Consider the following 17,628-nt stretch of genomic DNA (forward strand, 5'->3'; position numbering starts at 1 on the left):
GTCCTGCGAGGAAAACTGATGAGCCACTTCCGCCCCGTTGAGTTAATACACGCCAGCCGCCTGTTGAATCACGGCCCGACCATCCTGATCACCAGCCGCGACGACACCCTTGGCCGCCGCAACGTCATGGCCGCCGCCTGGTCGATGCCGGTAGAGTTTGAGCCGCCGCGCATCGCCATCGTGGTGGATAAAAGCGCCTGGTCGCGGGAGCTGATTGAGCGCAGCGGCATGTTCGGCATCGTCATCCCCGGCGTGGCAGCCACCAACTGGACCTATGCCGTGGGCAGCGTCAGCGGGCGCGATGAAGACAAGTTCAACTGCTACGGTATCCCGGTCATCAACGGCCCGGTGCTGGGCCTGCCGGTGATCGAGGAGAAGTGTCTGGCGTGGATGGAGTGCCGTCTTCTGCCCGCCACCTCCACCGCAGAGAAGTATGACACCCTGTTTGGCGAGGTGGTCTCTGCCGCCGCAGACGAGCAGGCGTTCGTGGCCGGACGCTGGCAGTTTGACGACGATAAGCGCAACACCCTGCATCATCTCGGCGCCGGGACGTTTGTGACCAGCGGGAAGCAGGTGAAGGCGCCGGGTCAGTAAGTTTTATAGGGAATGCGCATCCGGTCCAGCAGGTTGGTAAAATCCTGCACCGCGATAAAAACCACCGCCCCTTCCCCCGGGATGACGTTGGTGATGATCCCCACCGCCTCCCCGGTCAGGCTGTCGATCACCGGCCCGCCGGACATGCCGGAGACCGCCCCCGCCCCGGTGATAATCCCGTAGTAGCAGCCGTTGCGCTTAACGAAGCCGTCGATCTTGCCCCGGCTGGATTTGGGTAGGCTGTTAATGGCGCTGTAGCCGAACAGCGTGACGTTGCGCCCGGCCCGGGCGTAAGCCAGCTGATGCACGATTTTCCCGAGATTATTATCGGCAATGACCGCCACATCGCAGATGGGGTGCTGGGCTTTGATCGGCTTCAGCAGCGGCACCGCCACGTGGGCGGCGGTAAGCGATAGGGTGCTGGAGACCGGAAACGTGGTGCCCTGCATCCCGGCCACCAACCAGTTCAGCGGCGCCGGGAGCCCGATAAAGACCATGTCCGCCTGTCTGGTGGCGGCAAAGTCGGTTTTGCTGGTGCCGGTCATCACCACGCACCCCAGCAGCAACAGGGGGGCGGTGATGACGGCGAGAGCGAGATGCAGGCGCTTCATGGTTCGCCCGGTCGCTACTTTTTCGCGCGTCCGGCGATGATCTCATCGGCCACGATGCGCGGCGCTTCGGCATAGTGATGAAACTCCATGCTGTAGGTCGCCCGCCCCTGCGACATCGACCGCAGCGTGGTGGCATAACCGAACATCTCCGCCAGCGGCACGTCGGCGCGGATGATCTGGCTGCCGAACTGCTCCTCCATCCCCTGCACCAGCCCACGCCGGGACGAGAGGTCGCCCATGATATTCCCGGCGTACTCTTCCGGGGTTTCTACCTCCACGTGCATCATCGGCTCAAGGATCACCGGGTCGGCCTTGCGCGCCGCCTCCTTAAAGCCAAAGATCGCCGCCATGCGAAACGCCATCTCCGAGGAGTCGACGTCGTGATAGGAACCGAAGGTCAGGGTCGCTTTGATATCCACCACCGGGTAGCCCGCCAGCACGCCGCTGTTCATCGCCTCCCGCAGCCCTTTCTCTACCGACGGAATATACTCCCGCGGCACCACCCCGCCTTTGGTGGCATCCACAAAGGCAAAACCGCTGCCCGGCTCTTGGGGCTCGAGGCTAAGCACCACGTGGCCGTACTGCCCTTTACCCCCGGACTGGCGGACAAATTTGCCTTCGACGTCGCTTACCGCTTTGCGGATGGTCTCCCGGTAGGTCACTTGCGGACGGCCAATGTTGGCCTCGACGCCGAACTCGCGTTTCATGCGGTCGACGATGATCTCCAGGTGCAGCTCCCCCATCCCGGAGATAATGGTCTGGCCGGACTCGTCGTCGGTATGCAGGTGGAACGAAGGATCTTCCGCCGCCAGACGATGCAGGGCGATGCCCATTTTCTCCTGATCGGCCTTGGTTTTCGGCTCGATGGAGAGGGAGATCACCGGGTCCGGGAACTCCATCCGCTCAAGGGTGATCACCGCACTGGGGTCGGTCAGGGTGTCGCCGGTGGTGACATCTTTCAGCCCCACACAGGCGGCGATATCCCCGGTGCGCAGCTCCTCGACGTCATGACGGTCGTTGGCGTGCATCAGCACGATGCGCCCGATGCGCTCCTTCTTCCCCTTCACCGGGTTAAAGACCGCGTCCCCTTTTTTCAGCACCCCGGAGTAGACGCGGATAAAGGTCAGCTGGCCGACGTAGGGGTCGGACATCAGCTTGAACGCCAGCGCCGAGAAAGGTTCGTCGTCGTTGGGATGACGCTCGGCGTGCTGGCCTTTTTCATCCACCCCGTCGATAGCGGGCACGTCGAGGGGGGACGGCATCAGCTCGATCACCGCATCGAGCATCCGCTGCACCCCTTTGTTTTTAAAGGCGCTGCCGCACAGCATCGGCTGTATCTCCCCGGCCACCGTGCGTTGACGTAAGCCGCGGATTATTTCCGCCTCGTCGAGATCGCCAGTTTCGAGGTATTTATCCATCAGCTCGTCGCTGGCTTCCGCCGCGGCCGAGACCATTTTTTCCCGCCAGGCTTGCGCAGTCGCCAGCAGATCCTCCGGCACCGGGGCATAGCTGAAGGTCATCCCCTGGGTAGCGTCATCCCAGAGTATGGCCCGCATGTGGATAAGGTCGACCACCCCGGTGAAATGATCCTCCGCGCCGATGGGGATCACAATCGGCACCGGATGGGCTTTCAGCCGGTCGATCATCATCTGCACGACGTGAAAGAAATCGGCGCCCGGGCGGTCCATCTTGTTCACGAAGGCGATGCGCGGCACCCGGTATTTATTGGCCTGACGCCAGACGGTTTCCGACTGCGGCTGCACGCCCCCCACCGAGTCATAGACCATCACCGCGCCGTCCAGCACCCGCATGGAGCGCTCCACCTCGATAGTAAAATCGACGTGGCCGGGAGTATCGATGATATTGATGCGGTGCGGCTCAAACTCGCGATCAATGCCGGACCAGAAGCAGCTCACCGCCGCCGAGGTGATGGTGATCCCCCGCTCCTGCTCCTGGGCCATCCAGTCGGTGATCGCCGCGCCATCGTGGACCTCCCCCATCTTATGGCTCACCCCGGTATAGAAAAGGATGCGCTCTGTGGTGGTGGTTTTACCTGCATCAATATGCGCCGAGATACCGATGTTGCGATAACGCTCAAGAGGAATGGGCCGGATCATGATGCATCCTTCTTTTATGGACATGAAAAGCACGCGCTGGGTTAGCGCGTGCGGGTATGTAGATCAGTGTAGTGCCCTGTAAACAGGGGGACGGGTGATTTACGGTGAGGGCCGGTTGAGTATGATGATGGGGCGCAAAGGGTTCCCTCTCCCTTGAGGGAGAGGGTTAGGGTGAGGGGGAACAGGCCGCTTCGAAACAACAACGCCGGGTGGCGGCTCCGCCTTACCCGGCCTACGGGCGCGTGAAGTTGTAGGCCGGGCAAAGCGAAGCTGCCGCCCGGCGATACCACCTTACCTGACCATTATCACCCGAATATCATTCACATTGGTTAACGTCGGGCCGGTCACCACCAGATCCCCCAGCGCGGCAAAGTAGCTGTAGCTGTCGTGCCCGCGCAGCATCGCCTTCGCATCCAGCCCGGTGCGCGACAGCGTATCCGGCGTGACGATCGCGCCTGCGGCATCCTCGGTTCCGTCGATCCCGTCGCTGTCCCCGGCGATGGCGTAGATCCCCTCCTCGCCCTTCAGCGCGCAGGCCAGCGCCAGCAGAAACTCGGTGTTGCGTCCGCCGCGCCCGCAGCCGGTGTCGCCAAGGGTCACCGTGGTCTCGCCGCCGCTCAGCAGCACCGCCGGGCCTTTCACCGGCAGGCCGTGCTGCTTCACCGATTTGGCGATGCCGGCCATCACAATCCCCAGTTGGGCGCTTTCACCCTCCAGCGCATCGCCCAGAATCAGCGGGGTGTAGCCCATCCGCCTGGCAACTGAGGCCGCGGCGGCCAGCGCCCCGGACGGGGTAGCGATAAGGCGGATATCCTCGTCAATGTCCGCAGGCGTTACCGGCGGGCGCGGAGTCTGCAATACCCGCATCACCGGCTCCGGCAGTTCCAGACCGTAGCGGGCGATAATCTCCAGCGCCTCCTCCGGGGTTGAGCTGTCCGCCACCGTCGGGCCAGAGGCGATGCTCTGGGGATCGTCGCCGGGTACGTCGCTGATAATCAACGTGATCACCCGGGCAGGTCTGGCAGCCAGCGCCAGGCGCCCGCCTTTGATGTCCGACAGCTGCTTGCGAACGGTATTCACCTCGTTGATGGTCGCCCCGCTTTTTAGCAGCGCCTTGTTCACCGCCTGCTTGTCGGCAAGCGTAATCCCCTTGCGCGGCAGCGCCAGCAGGGACGAGCCCCCGCCGGAAATAAGCGCGATCACGCAGTCGTCGGCGGTAAGGTTTTTCACCTGCTCCATCATCAGCATCGAGGCGACTTCGCTCATGGCATCGGAGACCGGGTGCGCCGCCTCGACGATGCGGATTTTTTGCGTCGGGGCCGCGTGGCCGTAACGGGTCACTACAACACCCTGAAGATCGACATCCGGCCAGGCGGTCTCCAGCGCGGCGGCCATGGCGGCGCTGGCTTTTCCGGCCCCCACCACAATGCAGCGACCGCGCGGTTTCTCCGGCAGGGCTTTGAGCAGTGCTTCATGGGGGTCGGCACTCTTCACCGCCGCCATGAAGATCTCAGTAAGCGCCCCTCTCAGGGCGCTGTCGTCGTGTTGAGCCATAGGTCAGCCTTCTGTGATGGCGCGGATCACCGCCTGGGTGACCTCGCGGGTGTTGGCCGTCCCGCCCACGTCCGGGGTCATGATCCCCCCGGCGCAGACTTTTTCCACGGCGGCCATCAGGCGCGCGGCGGCTTCGTTCTCGCCCAGATGTTCCAGCATCTGCGCCGCGGTCCAGAAGCTGGCGACCGGGTTGGCGATGCCTTTGCCGGTGATATCAAACGCCGAACCGTGGATCGGCTCGAACATTGACGGGAAACGACGCTCCGGGTCGATATTGGCGGTCGGCGCCACACCCAGACTGCCTGCCAGCGCCCCGGCCAGATCCGAGAGGATGTCGGCATGGAGATTGGTTGCCACTATGGTGTCCAGCGACTCCGGGTGCAGGGTCATGCGCACGGTCATGGCATCCACCAGCATTTTATCCCAGGTGACGTCCGGGAACTCGCGGGCCACCTCGGCGGCGATCTCATCCCACATCACCATCCCGTGACGCTGGGCGTTAGATTTGGTGACCACGGTTAACAGCTTACGCGGGCGGCTCTGCGCCAGGCGGAAGGCATAGCGCATAATGCGCGTCACTCCGGTGCGGGTGAAGATCGCCACCTCGGTGCCGACTTCCTCCGGCAGACCACGGTGCGCCCGCCCGCCGTGCCCGGAGTATTCCCCCTCCGAGTTCTCACGCACAATCACCCAGTCGAGAGTGCCCGGCACCGCTTTGCGCAGCGGGGACTGAATGCCCGGCAGGATTTTGGTGGGGCGCACGTTGGCATACTGGTCGAAGCCCTGACAAATCGGCAGACGCAGCCCCCATAGGGTGATGTGGTCCGGTACGTCCGGCGCGCCCACGGCACCAAAGTAAATGGCATCAAAGGCTTTTAACTGCGCGAGTCCGTCCTCCGGCATCATCACGCCGTGCGTCTTGTAATAGTCCGAACCCCATTCGAAGGTATGTACCGAGAAACGCATATTTCCCTGACGCTGCGCCAGCGCATGTAACACCTCTACCCCTGCGGTGATCACTTCCGGGCCGATACCGTCTGCGGGGATGGCTGCAATCGCGTAATCTTTCATCTGTGTTTCCTTAAATTAATGTTTTGACTGAACTAAGGGTTCGCTGGGCTGGGTTTTGCGGCTGGATGCCGACAGCCACAGCACAACAAGCGAGGAGAGGATCAACAACCCGGCCACAAACCACAGCCCCCAGGTGTAACTGCCGGTGTGCTGCTTAATCAGGCCAATCATGAACGGACCGACAAAGCCGCCGAGGTTGCCGAGGGAGTTGATGGTGGCGATACCTGCCGCTGCCGCCGAACCGGAAAGGAACAGCGTGGGCATGCTCCACAGCGGGGGTTTAGAGGCGCTGATGCCGCAGTTAACGATGGTCAGGGCGAGGATCACCCCGACGATGCTTGCCGTAGTGCCCGCCATAAACAGCCCGGCCGCAGCCACGATGCAGGCGGCAATGACGTGCCAGGAGCGTTCGCCTGTTCGGTCGGAATGACGCGCCCAGAGCACCATCGCCACGACGGCAATCACGGCCGGAATGGCATTCAGCAGGCCAACAGTCATGGAGGAGACGCCGAGCGTTTTGATGATCTGCGGCGACCAGATGCCCAGGGTATAGAGCCCGGCGGAAGTACCAAAGTAGACCAGAGAGAGCGCCAGCACGCGTTTATCCAGCAGTCCTTTCCAGACGCTGTGCTGCGCCGTGGCTTGTTTCGCCGCCTGCTCGCGTTGCAGGGTGCCAGTCAGCCAGCCGCGCTCCTCTTCGCTGAGCCATTTCGCTTTCTCGGGGCGGTCGGTAAGCCAGAACAGCACCACCACGCCGAGGATCACCGCCGGAACCGCTTCAAGAACAAACATCCACTGCCAGCCGGCAAAGCCCATCATGCCGTGCATCTCCAGCAGCGCGGCGGAGATCGGCGAGCCGAGTGCGGTGGAAATGGGGGCCGCCGCCATAAAGATGGCCGTGACCTGGGCGCGCTTCTGCGCCGGGAACCAGTAGCTTAAGTAGAGGATGATCCCCGGGAAGAATCCGGCTTCCGCCACGCCGAGGAGGAAACGGAGGGTGTAGAAGCTGGTGGTGCCCTGAACAAAGGCCATGCCGCCGGAGACCAGCCCCCAGGTGATCATCACCCGCGCAATCCAGATGCGCGCCCCGACCTTATGCAGGATGAGGTTGGACGGAACTTCAAACAGGAAGTAGCCGAGGAAGAAGATCCCGGCCCCGAAGCCAAACACCGCCGGGGAGAAACCGAGGTCGGCATTCATGGTGAGCGCCGCGAAACCGATGTTGACGCGGTCAAGGAAGGCGATGAAATACAACAGCATGATGAAGGGCACGATGCGCAAGGTGATTTTGCGCATTACCCGTTGTTCGATTGTGCAGGTCATGTGAGGTGTTCCTCATAATTATTTTGTAGGGTACGCAGTCGGGCTGCTTTGATGAGTATGCTGATATTTCTTGCATGATCATGCGCATCGGTTTATACAAAAAAATGCAATAATCACGAGCGAGCCAACATGGAACTACAACACCTGCGCTGTTTCCTGGCGGTGGCAGAGACCCTGCATTTCGGCCAGGCGGCCCAGCGGCTGGATATGCTGCCTTCTGCCCTGGGAAGAAATATTCGTCTTTTAGAAGAGGCACTTGGCACGCGTCTGTTCACCCGCTCGACCCGCCGGGTGGCGCTGACGGAGAACGGCGTCCTGCTGCGGGAAGAGGCGCGAAAACTGCTCGCCCATGCCGACGCGATTATGTTGCAATTTCGTCAAAATCCGCGTCGCTCACAGCCGCTTTTACGCGTCGGGACTATCGACAGCGCGGCCATCGGTTTATTGCCCGGGCTGCTGCATCTGTTCCGCCAGCTCTACCCGGAGGTGGAGATCCAGCTGTTCGAAGATAAGACCGTGCATCTGCTGCCGAAGCTGAAAAGCGGCAGGCTGGATCTGGTGTTTATCCGCCCGCCTGCCCAGCTCGACGTGCAGTTTGGCCGGGCATTTTTGTGCAACGAGCCGGGTATTCTGGCCCTGCCCGCCAGCCATCCGTTCGCCGGGCGCGAGGCGGTGGATATCGTGGAGCTTGAAGGGATGCCAATGATCCTGCCGGAGCGGCGTTCGCGCCCGCACAGCCACGACCTGACCATGAATCTGTTTCATCAGGCCGGAATAGAGGTGACAGTGTCACAGATGGCGGATGAGAAGCAGACCATCATCAACCTGGTGGCGGCGGGAATTGGGCTGGCGATTGTGCCCGCCTGGAGCAGTCGCTATCTGATGCCGGGGGTGAAGTTTGTGAAGCTGAATGGTGCCGACCTGATGGGAATGCCGCTGGAGGCGGTGTGGATGGCCGGAGCACAGGATGAGATTCGGGATAATATGCTGGCGATGCTTGACGAGCATCCTGAATTGTACGTTTAACGTTGTACGGCCTGTGTGCCGGGCGACGCTACGCTTGCCCGGCCTACGGGTTCCAGGCCTTTGTAGGCCGGGTCAGGCGTAGCCACCATCCGGCAGAACACCGCACGGTTCCCTGTAGGCCGGGTCAGGCGTAGCCGCTACCCGGCAAAACACTTACATCGAATAACCCGGCTTCTTAATCAGCTCGTCCAGCTTCGGGCCAATCTCCGTATCCCAGACATGCGCTTTCCAGTCCGCTTCCTGAACTTCGTTCAGGGCCACGGAGATGGAGCGATCTTTACTGTTCAGATGACGGGTGATCACCTCGGCGATATCCGCCGCCAGGGCGGTTTTCTGTTCGTCGTTCAGGTCGCGGGGAAAACATTTGATATCAACGTGTGGCATGTGCAGGTCTCCTTTTGAATGTGCGTTCCAGCCTATCAGAGAATGTTGTTCTCTTTTAGCACCTTGTGCAGTTTCGGGAGCTTGCACACGCTATCGGCAATCGCAGTGATTTTCGGCGTATTGGCGGCAAACCAGTCCGGGCGTGGCCCCCAGATACGCATCACGCACAGGTAGCAATCGACCAGAGTTATCTGTTCGCCAAAGGCATACGGGGTGGCCTTCAGATGGCTGTCCAGCCACAGGTAGAGCGATTTGCGGTATTCAATGCAGTTTTTTTGCAGCTGCTCTGGCGCATCCGGTGCCCAGCGCTCCGGGTAGTCGGCGTAAGTAAAGGTGGGATAGACGTTAGCCACAAGCCAGATCAGCAGGCGCTGAAACTGCTGGCGCTCCGCGCGTCCGACCGGGGGTGCCAGATCCGGGCAGCGATCGAGGATCATCAGCGCAATCGCCGCCGTTTCCGTCATGATCTCGCCATTTTCCAGTTCCAGGGTTGGCACCTGACACAGAGGGTTGAGCTTTTCGAGCAGCTCACGCGTGGCGCCCGGCTTATCAAAACCGTCGACGTCGATGAACTGATACGGGATGTCGGCCAGGGTCAGCATCACCTCACTGATGGCTGAGCCCCAGCCCGGTACGCCATAGACTTTAATCATGTTCTCTCCACTCGCGGGTCAAAACCCTAAGTGTAGAGCAGCATCAGTAGGTGATCCCCGGCGGGTTGACTACCGACTGCGCCACCGCTTCTCCCTGTTCACCCCAGCGCGCCAGCACCTGCTGGTACTCACCCCGCTGGATAGCCCCGTCCAGGGCGGCCTGCAAGGCGTACACCAGCTCGTTGCCCTTTTTGGTGGTGGTGGCCACGTACGCCTTTTTCGGACCTAAACCCACCACCCGGGTTTTACCGGTCAGCGCCGCTTTATAGGACGAGACCGACTGCGGGCCAAAGAACACATCCGCCCTGCCGGACTGGATATAGAGATTGCCGGAGGCGTCGTCGGTCAGGTAAACCGGCAGCGCAGGCTCGCGCCCGGCGGTTTTGTTCTCCTCGTTCCAGCCGAGCAGAATGCGCTCCTGGTTAGTGCCGGACCCGACAATCACCTTCTTGCCCGCCAGATCGGCGGCGCTTTTGATCGACTGCACCTCACTGGTGGATTTCACCGAGAAGGCCAGGTTATCGACGCGATAGGTGGCGAAATCAAACTTCTGTTTACGCTGCTCGGTCACCGCAATATTGACCAGCGCCACGTCGTAACGCCCGGAGGTGATCCCCAGCGGCCAGTCCTCCCACGCCGTCGGCACCAGCTTGAGTTTCAGGCCGAGACTGCCAGCCAGCAGCCGGGCAACATCCGGGTCGCTGCCGATGCGGGTGCGGTTGTCGCTGGCCAGCAGCGCCAGCGGCGGCGAGTTGAGGGCCGAAATCGCCACGGTTAAGGTGCCCGGTTCAACAAACTTATAGCTGGCCGGAATTTTCGCCACCGCCTGCGGATCCACCGTCACCCGCAGCGGCTGCTCGTTGGCCTGTAAATCAATCTCCGCGTGGCTGGCAGAGGCCACCACTAACAAAGCCAGTAATCCCTTTTTCATCTTCTCTCCTTACAGCACTTTGGACAGGAACTGCCGCGTTCGGGCGTGGGACGGGCGGTTCAGCACCTCGTCGCTGCTGCCCTGCTCCACGATTTTGCCGTCGACCATAAACACCACCTGGTCCGCCACTTCCCGGGCAAAGCCAATCTCATGGGTCACCACCACCAGGGTGGTGCCGGAGCGGGCCAGCTTTTTAATGACGTCCAGCACCTCGCCCACCAGCTCCGGATCCAGCGCCGACGTCGGTTCATCAAACAGGATCACCCGCGGGCGCAGGGCCAGAGCGCGGGCAATGGCGATACGCTGCTGCTGACCGCCGGAAAGATGGCGCGACCAGGCGTCGGCTTTATCCCGCAGCCCCACCACGTCCAGCAGTTCGTAAGCCCGCTCGATGGCCGCTTTACGGCTCAGTTGTTTATGGGCGATGGGGGCCTCAATCAGGTTCTCCAGCACCGTCAGGTGGGGGAACAGGTTGAAGTTCTGGAACACGTAGCCCACGTTGACGCGCTGCTTAAGGATCGCTTTCTCCTTCAGCTCGTACAGCGTATCGCCCTCCCGGCGATAGCCGATGTAGTCCCCGTCAATCTGGATAAAGCCTTCATCCACGCGCTCCAGGTGGTTAATGGTGCGCAGCAGGGTTGATTTACCCGAGCCGGACGGGCCGAGGATCACCGTTACCGAGCCCGGCGGGATCTCCAACGAGACGTTATCCAGCGCCTTGTGGCGCCCAAAGAACTTGCTTACGCCGGTAATGGAAATATGTCCTTCAGGAGAGGCTTGCATGGACAGGCTCCTGTGTCGATTGGGTGGTCACGGAACGGCTGCGGGTGGCGCGGGCGCTGTTCACCGCCGAGCGGCGCTCGCTGCGGGCCAGCCCCCGTTCAACCAGATGCTGAATGGCGGAGAGCACGGTGGTGATCACCAGATACCAGACGGCGCCGACCATCAGGAGCGGGATCACCTCCTGGGTGCGGTTGTAAATCATCTGGATGGTGTAGAACAGCTCCGGCATCGCCAGGACGTACACCATCGCCGTGCCTTTGGCGAGGCTGATGACCTCGTTAAACCCGGCCGGGAGAATGGTGCGCAGCGCCTGGGGCAGGATGATGCGCAGGGTGCGGCGCGAGGCCGGTAAACCCAGCGCCGCGGCCGCTTCGTACTGGCCGTGATCGACCCCTAAGAAGCCGCCGCGAACGATCTCCGCGGTATAGGCGCTCTGCACCAGCGTCAGCCCGACGACGGCCGTGGAAAACTGCCCCAGCACGTTGATGGTCTCAAAGCTGCCCCAGGTGATGCCGGTGAACGGCACGCCAAGGGAGAGGGTGTCGTACAGATAGGAGAAGTTGTAGAGAACGATCAACACCACAATCAGCGGCAGGGAGCGAAACAGCCAGATATAGCCCCACGCCAGGGTGCTCAGCAGCCACGACGAGGAGAGCCGCGCCAGCGCCAGCAGGCCGCCTATCACCACGCTGAGCACGGTGCCGATCAGCGTCAGCAGCAGCGTCTGCCCTACCCCTTCGAGGATCACCGGGTCAAAGAACCAGCGGGCAAAGACCGCCCACTCCCAGCGGGGATTAAAGGCCACCGACTGGACAACCACCGCCAGGACAAACAGCGCGACAACGGCGCCAAGGGTGCGCAGCGGGTAGCGCGCCGGGACCACTTTGATGGTTTCAACGTTGTTCATCGTCGTTCCTCATGCCGATTTACTGAACGCTTCGCGTACCAGCGTTTTGGTGAAGCGCAGCCGTCCGTCAAACGGCGGCTGGCTGTACTCTTCCGGGTCGCGGGTCAGATCGAACTGCGCCGCGTAGCCCTGGCTCAGGTAGAGCCGCACCGCTTCTGGCTGGCGAAAGCCGGTGGTGAGATAGATCTGGCTGTAACCGGCCAGTACTGCCCGCCGCTCCAGCTCCTGCACCACCCGGGCGGCAAGACCCTGCTGGCGCAGGGATTTGTCGGTCCAGATACGTTTGATCTCGGCGGTCTCTGCATCTAAGGGTTTGTATGCCCCGGTGGCGATGATTTTTCCGTCGCGCTCCAGCACAATAAACAGCCCCTGCGGCGCCAGATACCATTCGGTCAGTTCCACCTCGGCATCTTTAGAGAAGTAGTCGCCGTAGCGTGCCGCGTACTCGCCGAACAGCCCGTCGATGATGGGCTGAAGATCGGCGTCTTCCGGCGATACGTCGCGAAAAAGGTCGCTCATGGGATCTCCTTAGTCGCCGAGGCCAGCCGGGTTAACTTCTGATGCCGGAATACGCTCCACGCCTTCCCCCCAGCGGTTCAGCACCCTGTCGTAGTCGCCGTTTTTGATCGCGCCGTTGAGTGCGGTCTGTACCGGCTCCGCCAGGCCGCTGCCTTTTTTCAGGGTCACGGCAATGTGCGCCGCTTTCGGCCAGCCGCCGTCGACGCTGCCCACCAGTTTGGTTTTGCCGGTCAGCGCCGCTTTCCACGCGCCAATCACGTTCGGGCCAAAGTAAGCATCCGCGCGACCGGACTGCAGCGCCAGGGTCTGGGCCGCATCATCTTTGGTGTAGATCGGGGTGAACGGCTTCAGCCCCTTCTTCTGGTTTTCGGCATCCCATGCCAGCAGGATCGCCTCCTGATTAGTGCCGGATCCCACGATGATCCGCAGCCCGGCGATGTCTTCCGCTGTCTCAAGTTTCTTGATCGGGCTGGTGGATTTCACGTAGAAGCCCAGCGAGTCTTTACGGTAGGTGGCAAAGTCGAACTTCTCTTTGCGCTCTTTGGTGACGGTGATGTTGCTGATGGCCGCGTCGTATTTCCCGGACGTCACCCCCAGCGGCCAGTCCTCCCAGGAGGTCGGCACCACGTTCAGCTCCAGCCCGAGGCTGTCGGCCACCAGACGGGCGATATCGGCCTCGCTGCCTATCAGCGTTTTGTTGTCATCGGCAAACACCGTCAGCGGCGGCTGGCTCAGCCCGGCAATTGCCACGGTGAATTTCCCCGGCACCACCGGTTTGAAGCTGGCCGGGAGCAGGGCAATGGCCTCCGGGTTTTTCGCGGTGTTAATCGGCGTTTTGTTGGCCTCGAGGCTTACCCCGGTGCCATTAATGTTGACGTTCTCTGCCCAGACGGCAGGGGTAAAGGCCAGCGCGAGCGCCAGAATAAGCGATGATTTTTGCATGGCAGTGTCTCTTATTGTTGTGTGAACTGATTAACGGGCTGATCTAACCCCAGGCTGTCACGCAGGGTGGTACCAGGATAGTCGGTGCGGAACAGGCCGCGCGCCTGCAACAGCGGCACCACCTGGTCAACAAAGCGCGGGAAGGTATCCGGCGTGCCGCCCTGGATGATGAACCCGTCTGCTGCGTAACCCTCAAACCACTGCTGTAAACCATCGGCCACCTGCTCCGGGGTGCCGGAAAAACGCGGCCGGGGTGAGGCCGCCTCCAGGGCCACCTGGCGCAGGGTTAGGTTGCGCTCCCGGGCGTTGCGCTTGATCTCATCCGTGGTGCTGCGGAAGCTGTTTTTGCCGAGGTCGCCGATATCCGGGAAGGCTTCATCCAGCGGATACTGGCTGAAGTCGTGATGCTCGAAGTAGCGGCCGAGATAGTTCAGGGCATCATTAACAGAGACCAGCGCGGCGGTGGTCTGGTACTGCTGCTCCACGTCGTCGGCATCGTTGCCGACGATGACGCTCACCCCCTGGAAGATGTGCAGTTCATCAGCCCGACGGCCATGCTGTTTCAGCTGGCTTTTCACGTCGTGCCAGAAGGCCTGGGCCTCCTCAAAGGTTTCATGGTGGGTGAAGATGGCGTCGGCGTGTTTTGCCGCCAGCTTTTTGCCGTCGTCAGAGGCACCGGCCTGAAAGACAATTGGTCTGCCCTGCGGGGTGCGGCCAATGTTCAGCGGCCCGGCCACCTTAAAGAAATCGCCGTGGTGATCGAGGGTGTGCAGCTTTTGTGGGTCGAAGAACCGCCCGGTCTCTTTATTGCGCACAAAGGCGTCGCCCTCCCAGGAGTCCCAGAGCCCTTTCACCACGTAGAGGTACTCATCGGCGATGCGGTAACGCAGGGCGTGCTCCGGGTGTTTTTCCCGGGAGAAGTTCTTCGCCGACCCTTCCAGGGGCGACGTCACCACGTTCCAGCCTGCCCGGCCGTTACTCAGGTGATCAAGGCTGGCAAACTGGCGCGCCACGGTGAAGGGCTCGCTGTAGGAGGTGGACAAGGTCCCTACCAGCCCCAGCCTTGAGGTGACGGTCGCCAGCGCCGACAGCACGGTCAGGGGCTCAAAGCGGTTGAGAAAATGCGGGATCGACTTCTCGTTGATGTACAGGCCGTCGGCGACAAAGATGAAGTCGAGCTTGCCCGCTTCGGCCTTCAGGGCCGTCTCTTTGACGAATTCAAAATTGATGCTGGCATCGGCGGGGGCCGCCGGGTGGCGCCAGGCCGACATGTTCCCCGATGCGCCGTGCAGGATGGTGCCAAGACGCAGCTGTCGTGTTGCGGACATATTCACTCCTTACCCTTAAAGTTGATTCAGTGCTTTTTCCGCAAGCCGGGCGAAGTATCGCGCGGCGGGTTCGATTAAGGCTTCATCCGGGTTAAAAGCCGGATGATGTAAGCCGTACTGGCTGGCGCTGCCGATGCTGACGAAGGCGCCGGGGATCTGCTGGAGGTAGACGGCGAAATCCTCCCCGCCCATATGCAGTTCGGCCTGCTGCGTCTCGTAGCCGGTTTCCTGTGCCACCGAGGTGGCAAACTCGGCCCAGGCCGCATCGTTAACCAGCGCGGTGGGCCCGGCATACCAGGTGATGTCGATCTGCGCGTTAAAGGCGCTGGCGAACCCGGCGGCGATTTCCGCCACCCGGGCCTTTACGTTCTGCTGCACTTCGGTGCGGTGGGTGCGCAGGGTGCCCTCCAGCTCAACGCTCTCCGGCAGGACGTTCCAGGTGTTCCCCCCGGTAATGCGCGTCACGCTCAGCACCACCGAATCAAGGGTGTTAACGTTGCGGCTGGCGACGCTTTGCAGGGCGGTGACCAGCTGGCTGGCGATGACAATGGCGTCGTTACCTTCGTGCGGGCGGGCGGCATGCGCCCCCTTGCCGGTAATGCGGAAGATAAAGCGGTCGACGTTGGCGTAGAACGGGCCGCCACGGGTGGCAAAGTGCCCCACCGGTAAGCCAGGTTCGTTATGCATGCCGAAGATGGCGCTGACGTCGCGCAGGGCACCGGCGCGAACCAGGCTTTTCGCGCCGCCGAAGTTCTCCTCCGCAGGCTGGAACAGGATCCGCACTCTTCCACTCAGCTCGCTTTCACGGGCTTTCAGGGTTAAGGCCGCGCCGAGGATCACGCTGGTGTGGACGTCGTGGCCGCAGGCGTGCATGACACCGGCACGCTGCGAGGTAAACGCCACGCCGCTGCGCTCCTCAATGGGCAGCGCATCGATATCCGCACGCAGGGCGATCTGCTTTTCGCCCCTGCCCACTTCGGCCACCACGCCGGTAGGCAGGTCATAAGGCAGGACGGCGATCCCGGCCGCTTTCAGCCACTGGCGCAGGCGGGCGGTGGTTTCCACCTCTTCGCCGGAGAGCTCCGGGTTCTGGTGCAGCTCGCGGCGCCAGGCGATCAGCTGTTGTTCGAGGCTCATACCGCCACCTCCCGCAGCTGTCGGGCCTGGGCCAGCAGGCGCAGGGACTGGACGCGGGCCGGGCCGTCGGCGACTGGGGTATCGATAATGAACTCATCAATGCCCCACTGCTGATGCAGCGCCTCGAGCTGGTCGAGTACGAATTCGGCGGTGCCAGCCAGCAGAGACTGGGCGCGACGGGCGATACGCAGCGGCTCGCTGCCCGCCTGACGGGCAAAGGCGTAGGCCTGCTCTTCGCTGGCGACGGTCACCCGCTGGCCGTTCGCAAGCTCAACGCCCCAGACTTCGACTGCGCTCGCCAGCGCCCGGGCCTGCCCCTGGGTTGGGGCAACGATGGCCTGCACCGCGACAATCACCTCCCGGGCGCTGAGGGCGCGCCAGGTGCCAATCACCTCACGCAGAAGCGCGGGATCGCCGTTGAGATGGGCGGCAAACACGAAGTCCCAGTTAAGGCTGGCGGCAAGGCGTGCGCTCTCCGTGCTGGCCCCCAGCAGGAAACCCGCCGCAGGCACCTGCGGGTGCGGGGTGGCGCGTACCGCCTCCTCCAGTGACGTCGGGTTAATCCAGCCGTTCAGCTGCGCCAGCTGGGAGGCAAAATCCCCCTTCTGCTGCGGGTTAAGGCCGAGCTGTAACGCCTTTGTCGACAGCGGCAGGCCGCCGGGCGCTTTGCCGATACCCAGATCCACCCGACCCGGGGCGATAGCCGCCAGCAGGTTGAAGTTTTCGGCCACTTTGTACGGGCTGTAGTGTTGTAGCATTACCCCGCCTGAGCCGACCCGAATGCGACGCGTCTGCCCCAGGATCCAGGCAATCAGTAGCTCCGGCGACGGGCTCGCCAGTTGCGGGGTGTTGTGGTGTTCGGCAATCCAGAAGCGGTGATAACCCAGCGACTCGGCCTGCTGCGCCAGGCTTAAAGTGCGTGCCAGGGCATCGGCGGCCGTTTCGTGTTCTGCGACAGGACTTTTATCCAGAATGCTGATTCGCCATGACATGTTGCAATCTCGTTTGACTAAACATGTCGCCATTATTAAAGGGCGATTTCACCTCTGAGAAACAATTAATTTACATTTGGTTTGCCGGATTTCAGATATACCGCCCCGGATTACTGCGCTGCACGCAGTTCGGCGATCAGGGCTTCGGCCTGCTGACGGGAGGTGATGCGCACGAAGCGAATGTGGGCATAGTTCGGGTTGAGCATGTCAGCTTCATACCGCGCCCGGTTGCTGCGCCAGGTTTTGATGGTCCACAGCAGAATCGATTCGCGACTAAAAAAGGAGCGGCGAAAGCTCTCCCGGTTGCCGGTGCCGGGCCACAGCTCCTGCTGCGTCCAGGCGCGTTTCGCGGCCCGGATCACCGCCTGGCGCAGGGTGCGGGCGAAACCATAATCTACCCATACCACCAGGTCGACATCACGCCACTTCACGGGGCGGGTGCGGTTGTAGTTGCCGTCCAGCACCCAACCGGGGCTGGCGCTGAGGGCAGTCTCCAGCTTTGCGAAGAGGACCTCATCCGGGGTGCCCTGCCACGCCGGGAGCCAGTACAGGGTGTCCATTTCGATACAGGGCAGCGCCAGTTCAGCGGCAATTCTGCGGGCAAGGGTGCTTTTTCCGCTGCCGCTGGTGCCAATAATATTGATTTTCATCGTTTCATCTGAGATTCGGAGAACGGGGCCAATATAATAATGTTTAACCGGTGTTAATGAAACGCTATTTCTGGTAGTCAGGTTTATGCCAGGAATCCATTAATTT

The 17,628-nt window shown here is 61.8% G+C and carries 16 protein-coding genes and 1 pseudogene; 2 read left to right on the forward strand and 15 right to left on the reverse strand.

Annotation, left to right across the window (positions count from 1 at the left end):
- Positions 1–18: 18 nt before the first annotated feature.
- Positions 19–594: a flavin reductase family protein gene (locus NB069_RS11295; protein ID WP_250583576.1), complete on the forward strand. Its 576-nt coding sequence runs from the start codon at positions 19–21 to the stop codon at positions 592–594.
- Here NB069_RS11295 and NB069_RS11300 read toward each other — a convergent pair.
- The 5 genes from NB069_RS11300 to NB069_RS11320 form a co-directional block, all read right to left on the reverse strand.
- Complete coding sequence (locus tag NB069_RS11300) at positions 588–1,205, reverse strand: serine protease (RefSeq protein WP_250583578.1); 618 nt, start codon at positions 1,203–1,205, stop codon at positions 588–590. The genes NB069_RS11295 and NB069_RS11300 overlap by 7 nt on opposite strands.
- A 14-nt stretch (positions 1,206–1,219) precedes the next feature.
- Positions 1,220–3,322 (reverse strand): elongation factor G, encoded by a 2,103-nt coding sequence (gene fusA / locus NB069_RS11305; RefSeq protein ID WP_250583580.1) that lies wholly within the window; start codon positions 3,320–3,322, stop codon positions 1,220–1,222.
- A 291-nt stretch (positions 3,323–3,613) separates the two neighbouring features.
- On the reverse strand, positions 3,614–4,876 hold the full coding sequence (locus tag NB069_RS11310; protein ID WP_434543581.1) for a glycerate kinase type-2 family protein: 1,263 nt from the start codon (positions 4,874–4,876) through the stop codon (positions 3,614–3,616).
- Positions 4,877–4,879: 3 nt separating this feature from the next.
- Positions 4,880–5,947: a tartrate dehydrogenase gene (locus NB069_RS11315; protein WP_250583582.1), complete on the reverse strand. Its 1,068-nt coding sequence runs from the start codon at positions 5,945–5,947 to the stop codon at positions 4,880–4,882.
- A gap of 15 nt (positions 5,948–5,962) precedes the next feature.
- Entirely contained in the window at positions 5,963–7,270 is a 1,308-nt protein-coding gene (locus NB069_RS11320) for an MFS transporter (protein WP_250583584.1), read from the reverse strand.
- 129 nt (positions 7,271–7,399) lie between these two features.
- On the opposite strand from NB069_RS11320, the gene NB069_RS11325 reads away from it, so the two are divergent.
- A complete protein-coding gene (locus NB069_RS11325; protein WP_250583586.1) occupies positions 7,400–8,296 on the forward strand; it encodes a LysR family transcriptional regulator in 897 nt (298 codons plus the stop codon).
- A 153-nt stretch (positions 8,297–8,449) separates the two neighbouring features.
- Here the strand turns inward: NB069_RS11325 and pptA are convergent, their stop codons facing one another.
- The 10 genes and pseudogenes from pptA to NB069_RS11375 all read right to left on the reverse strand — a co-directional run bounded on the left by pptA (position 8,450) and on the right by NB069_RS11375 (position 17,522).
- Positions 8,450–8,680, reverse strand: a complete 231-nt coding sequence (gene pptA, locus NB069_RS11330) for a tautomerase PptA (RefSeq protein ID WP_250583588.1) — start codon at positions 8,678–8,680, stop codon at positions 8,450–8,452.
- A gap of 35 nt (positions 8,681–8,715) precedes the next feature.
- Positions 8,716–9,333 (reverse strand): glutathione S-transferase family protein, encoded by a 618-nt coding sequence (locus tag NB069_RS11335; RefSeq protein ID WP_250583590.1) that lies wholly within the window; start codon positions 9,331–9,333, stop codon positions 8,716–8,718.
- 43 nt (positions 9,334–9,376) lie between these two features.
- Positions 9,377–10,264 carry a transporter substrate-binding domain-containing protein gene (locus NB069_RS11340; RefSeq protein WP_250583592.1) on the reverse strand — a complete coding sequence of 296 codons (888 nt, stop codon included), beginning with the start codon at positions 10,262–10,264 and terminating at the stop codon, positions 9,377–9,379.
- A gap of 9 nt (positions 10,265–10,273) precedes the next feature.
- Complete coding sequence (locus NB069_RS11345; protein WP_250583594.1) at positions 10,274–11,047, reverse strand: amino acid ABC transporter ATP-binding protein; 774 nt, start codon at positions 11,045–11,047, stop codon at positions 10,274–10,276.
- Positions 11,031–11,954, reverse strand: a complete 924-nt coding sequence (locus tag NB069_RS11350; protein WP_250583596.1) for an amino acid ABC transporter permease — start codon at positions 11,952–11,954, stop codon at positions 11,031–11,033. The genes NB069_RS11345 and NB069_RS11350 overlap by 17 nt, the downstream gene beginning before the upstream one ends.
- Before the next feature lie 9 nt (positions 11,955–11,963).
- A complete protein-coding gene (locus NB069_RS11355) occupies positions 11,964–12,473 on the reverse strand; it encodes a GNAT family N-acetyltransferase (RefSeq protein ID WP_250583598.1) in 510 nt (169 codons plus the stop codon).
- Between the two features lie 9 nt (positions 12,474–12,482).
- A pseudogene (locus NB069_RS11360) lies at positions 12,483–14,743 on the reverse strand (NtaA/DmoA family FMN-dependent monooxygenase).
- A gap of 15 nt (positions 14,744–14,758) precedes the next feature.
- Positions 14,759–15,880: an amidohydrolase gene (locus NB069_RS11365; protein WP_250583600.1), complete on the reverse strand. Its 1,122-nt coding sequence runs from the start codon at positions 15,878–15,880 to the stop codon at positions 14,759–14,761.
- Positions 15,877–16,872 carry an LLM class flavin-dependent oxidoreductase gene (locus tag NB069_RS11370; protein WP_250583602.1) on the reverse strand — a complete coding sequence of 332 codons (996 nt, stop codon included), beginning with the start codon at positions 16,870–16,872 and terminating at the stop codon, positions 15,877–15,879. The genes NB069_RS11365 and NB069_RS11370 overlap by 4 nt, the downstream gene beginning before the upstream one ends.
- Positions 16,873–16,982: 110 nt before the next feature.
- Positions 16,983–17,522, reverse strand: a complete 540-nt coding sequence (locus tag NB069_RS11375) for a (d)CMP kinase (RefSeq protein ID WP_250583604.1) — start codon at positions 17,520–17,522, stop codon at positions 16,983–16,985.
- Positions 17,523–17,628: the final 106 nt, after the last annotated feature.

The organism is Leclercia adecarboxylata (assembly GCF_023639785.1).
Lineage (GTDB): Bacteria > Pseudomonadota > Gammaproteobacteria > Enterobacterales > Enterobacteriaceae > Enterobacter > Enterobacter adecarboxylatus_D.

Coding starts and splice junctions, on each gene's coding strand:
- NB069_RS11295 (WP_250583576.1), top strand. CDS start 19: ATGAGCCACTTCCGCCCCGTTGAGTTAATACACGCCAGCCGCCTGTTG.
- NB069_RS11300 (WP_250583578.1), bottom strand. CDS start 1,205: ATGAAGCGCCTGCATCTCGCTCTCGCCGTCATCACCGCCCCCCTGTTG.
- fusA (WP_250583580.1), bottom strand. CDS start 3,322: ATGATCCGGCCCATTCCTCTTGAGCGTTATCGCAACATCGGTATCTCG.
- NB069_RS11310 (WP_434543581.1), bottom strand. CDS start 4,876: ATGGCTCAACACGACGACAGCGCCCTGAGAGGGGCGCTTACTGAGATC.
- NB069_RS11315 (WP_250583582.1), bottom strand. CDS start 5,947: ATGAAAGATTACGCGATTGCAGCCATCCCCGCAGACGGTATCGGCCCG.
- NB069_RS11320 (WP_250583584.1), bottom strand. CDS start 7,270: ATGACCTGCACAATCGAACAACGGGTAATGCGCAAAATCACCTTGCGC.
- NB069_RS11325 (WP_250583586.1), top strand. CDS start 7,400: ATGGAACTACAACACCTGCGCTGTTTCCTGGCGGTGGCAGAGACCCTG.
- pptA (WP_250583588.1), bottom strand. CDS start 8,680: ATGCCACACGTTGATATCAAATGTTTTCCCCGCGACCTGAACGACGAA.
- NB069_RS11335 (WP_250583590.1), bottom strand. CDS start 9,333: ATGATTAAAGTCTATGGCGTACCGGGCTGGGGCTCAGCCATCAGTGAG.
- NB069_RS11340 (WP_250583592.1), bottom strand. CDS start 10,264: ATGAAAAAGGGATTACTGGCTTTGTTAGTGGTGGCCTCTGCCAGCCAC.
- NB069_RS11345 (WP_250583594.1), bottom strand. CDS start 11,047: ATGCAAGCCTCTCCTGAAGGACATATTTCCATTACCGGCGTAAGCAAG.
- NB069_RS11350 (WP_250583596.1), bottom strand. CDS start 11,954: ATGAACAACGTTGAAACCATCAAAGTGGTCCCGGCGCGCTACCCGCTG.
- NB069_RS11355 (WP_250583598.1), bottom strand. CDS start 12,473: ATGAGCGACCTTTTTCGCGACGTATCGCCGGAAGACGCCGATCTTCAG.
- NB069_RS11365 (WP_250583600.1), bottom strand. CDS start 15,880: ATGAGCCTCGAACAACAGCTGATCGCCTGGCGCCGCGAGCTGCACCAG.
- NB069_RS11370 (WP_250583602.1), bottom strand. CDS start 16,872: ATGTCATGGCGAATCAGCATTCTGGATAAAAGTCCTGTCGCAGAACAC.
- NB069_RS11375 (WP_250583604.1), bottom strand. CDS start 17,522: ATGAAAATCAATATTATTGGCACCAGCGGCAGCGGAAAAAGCACCCTT.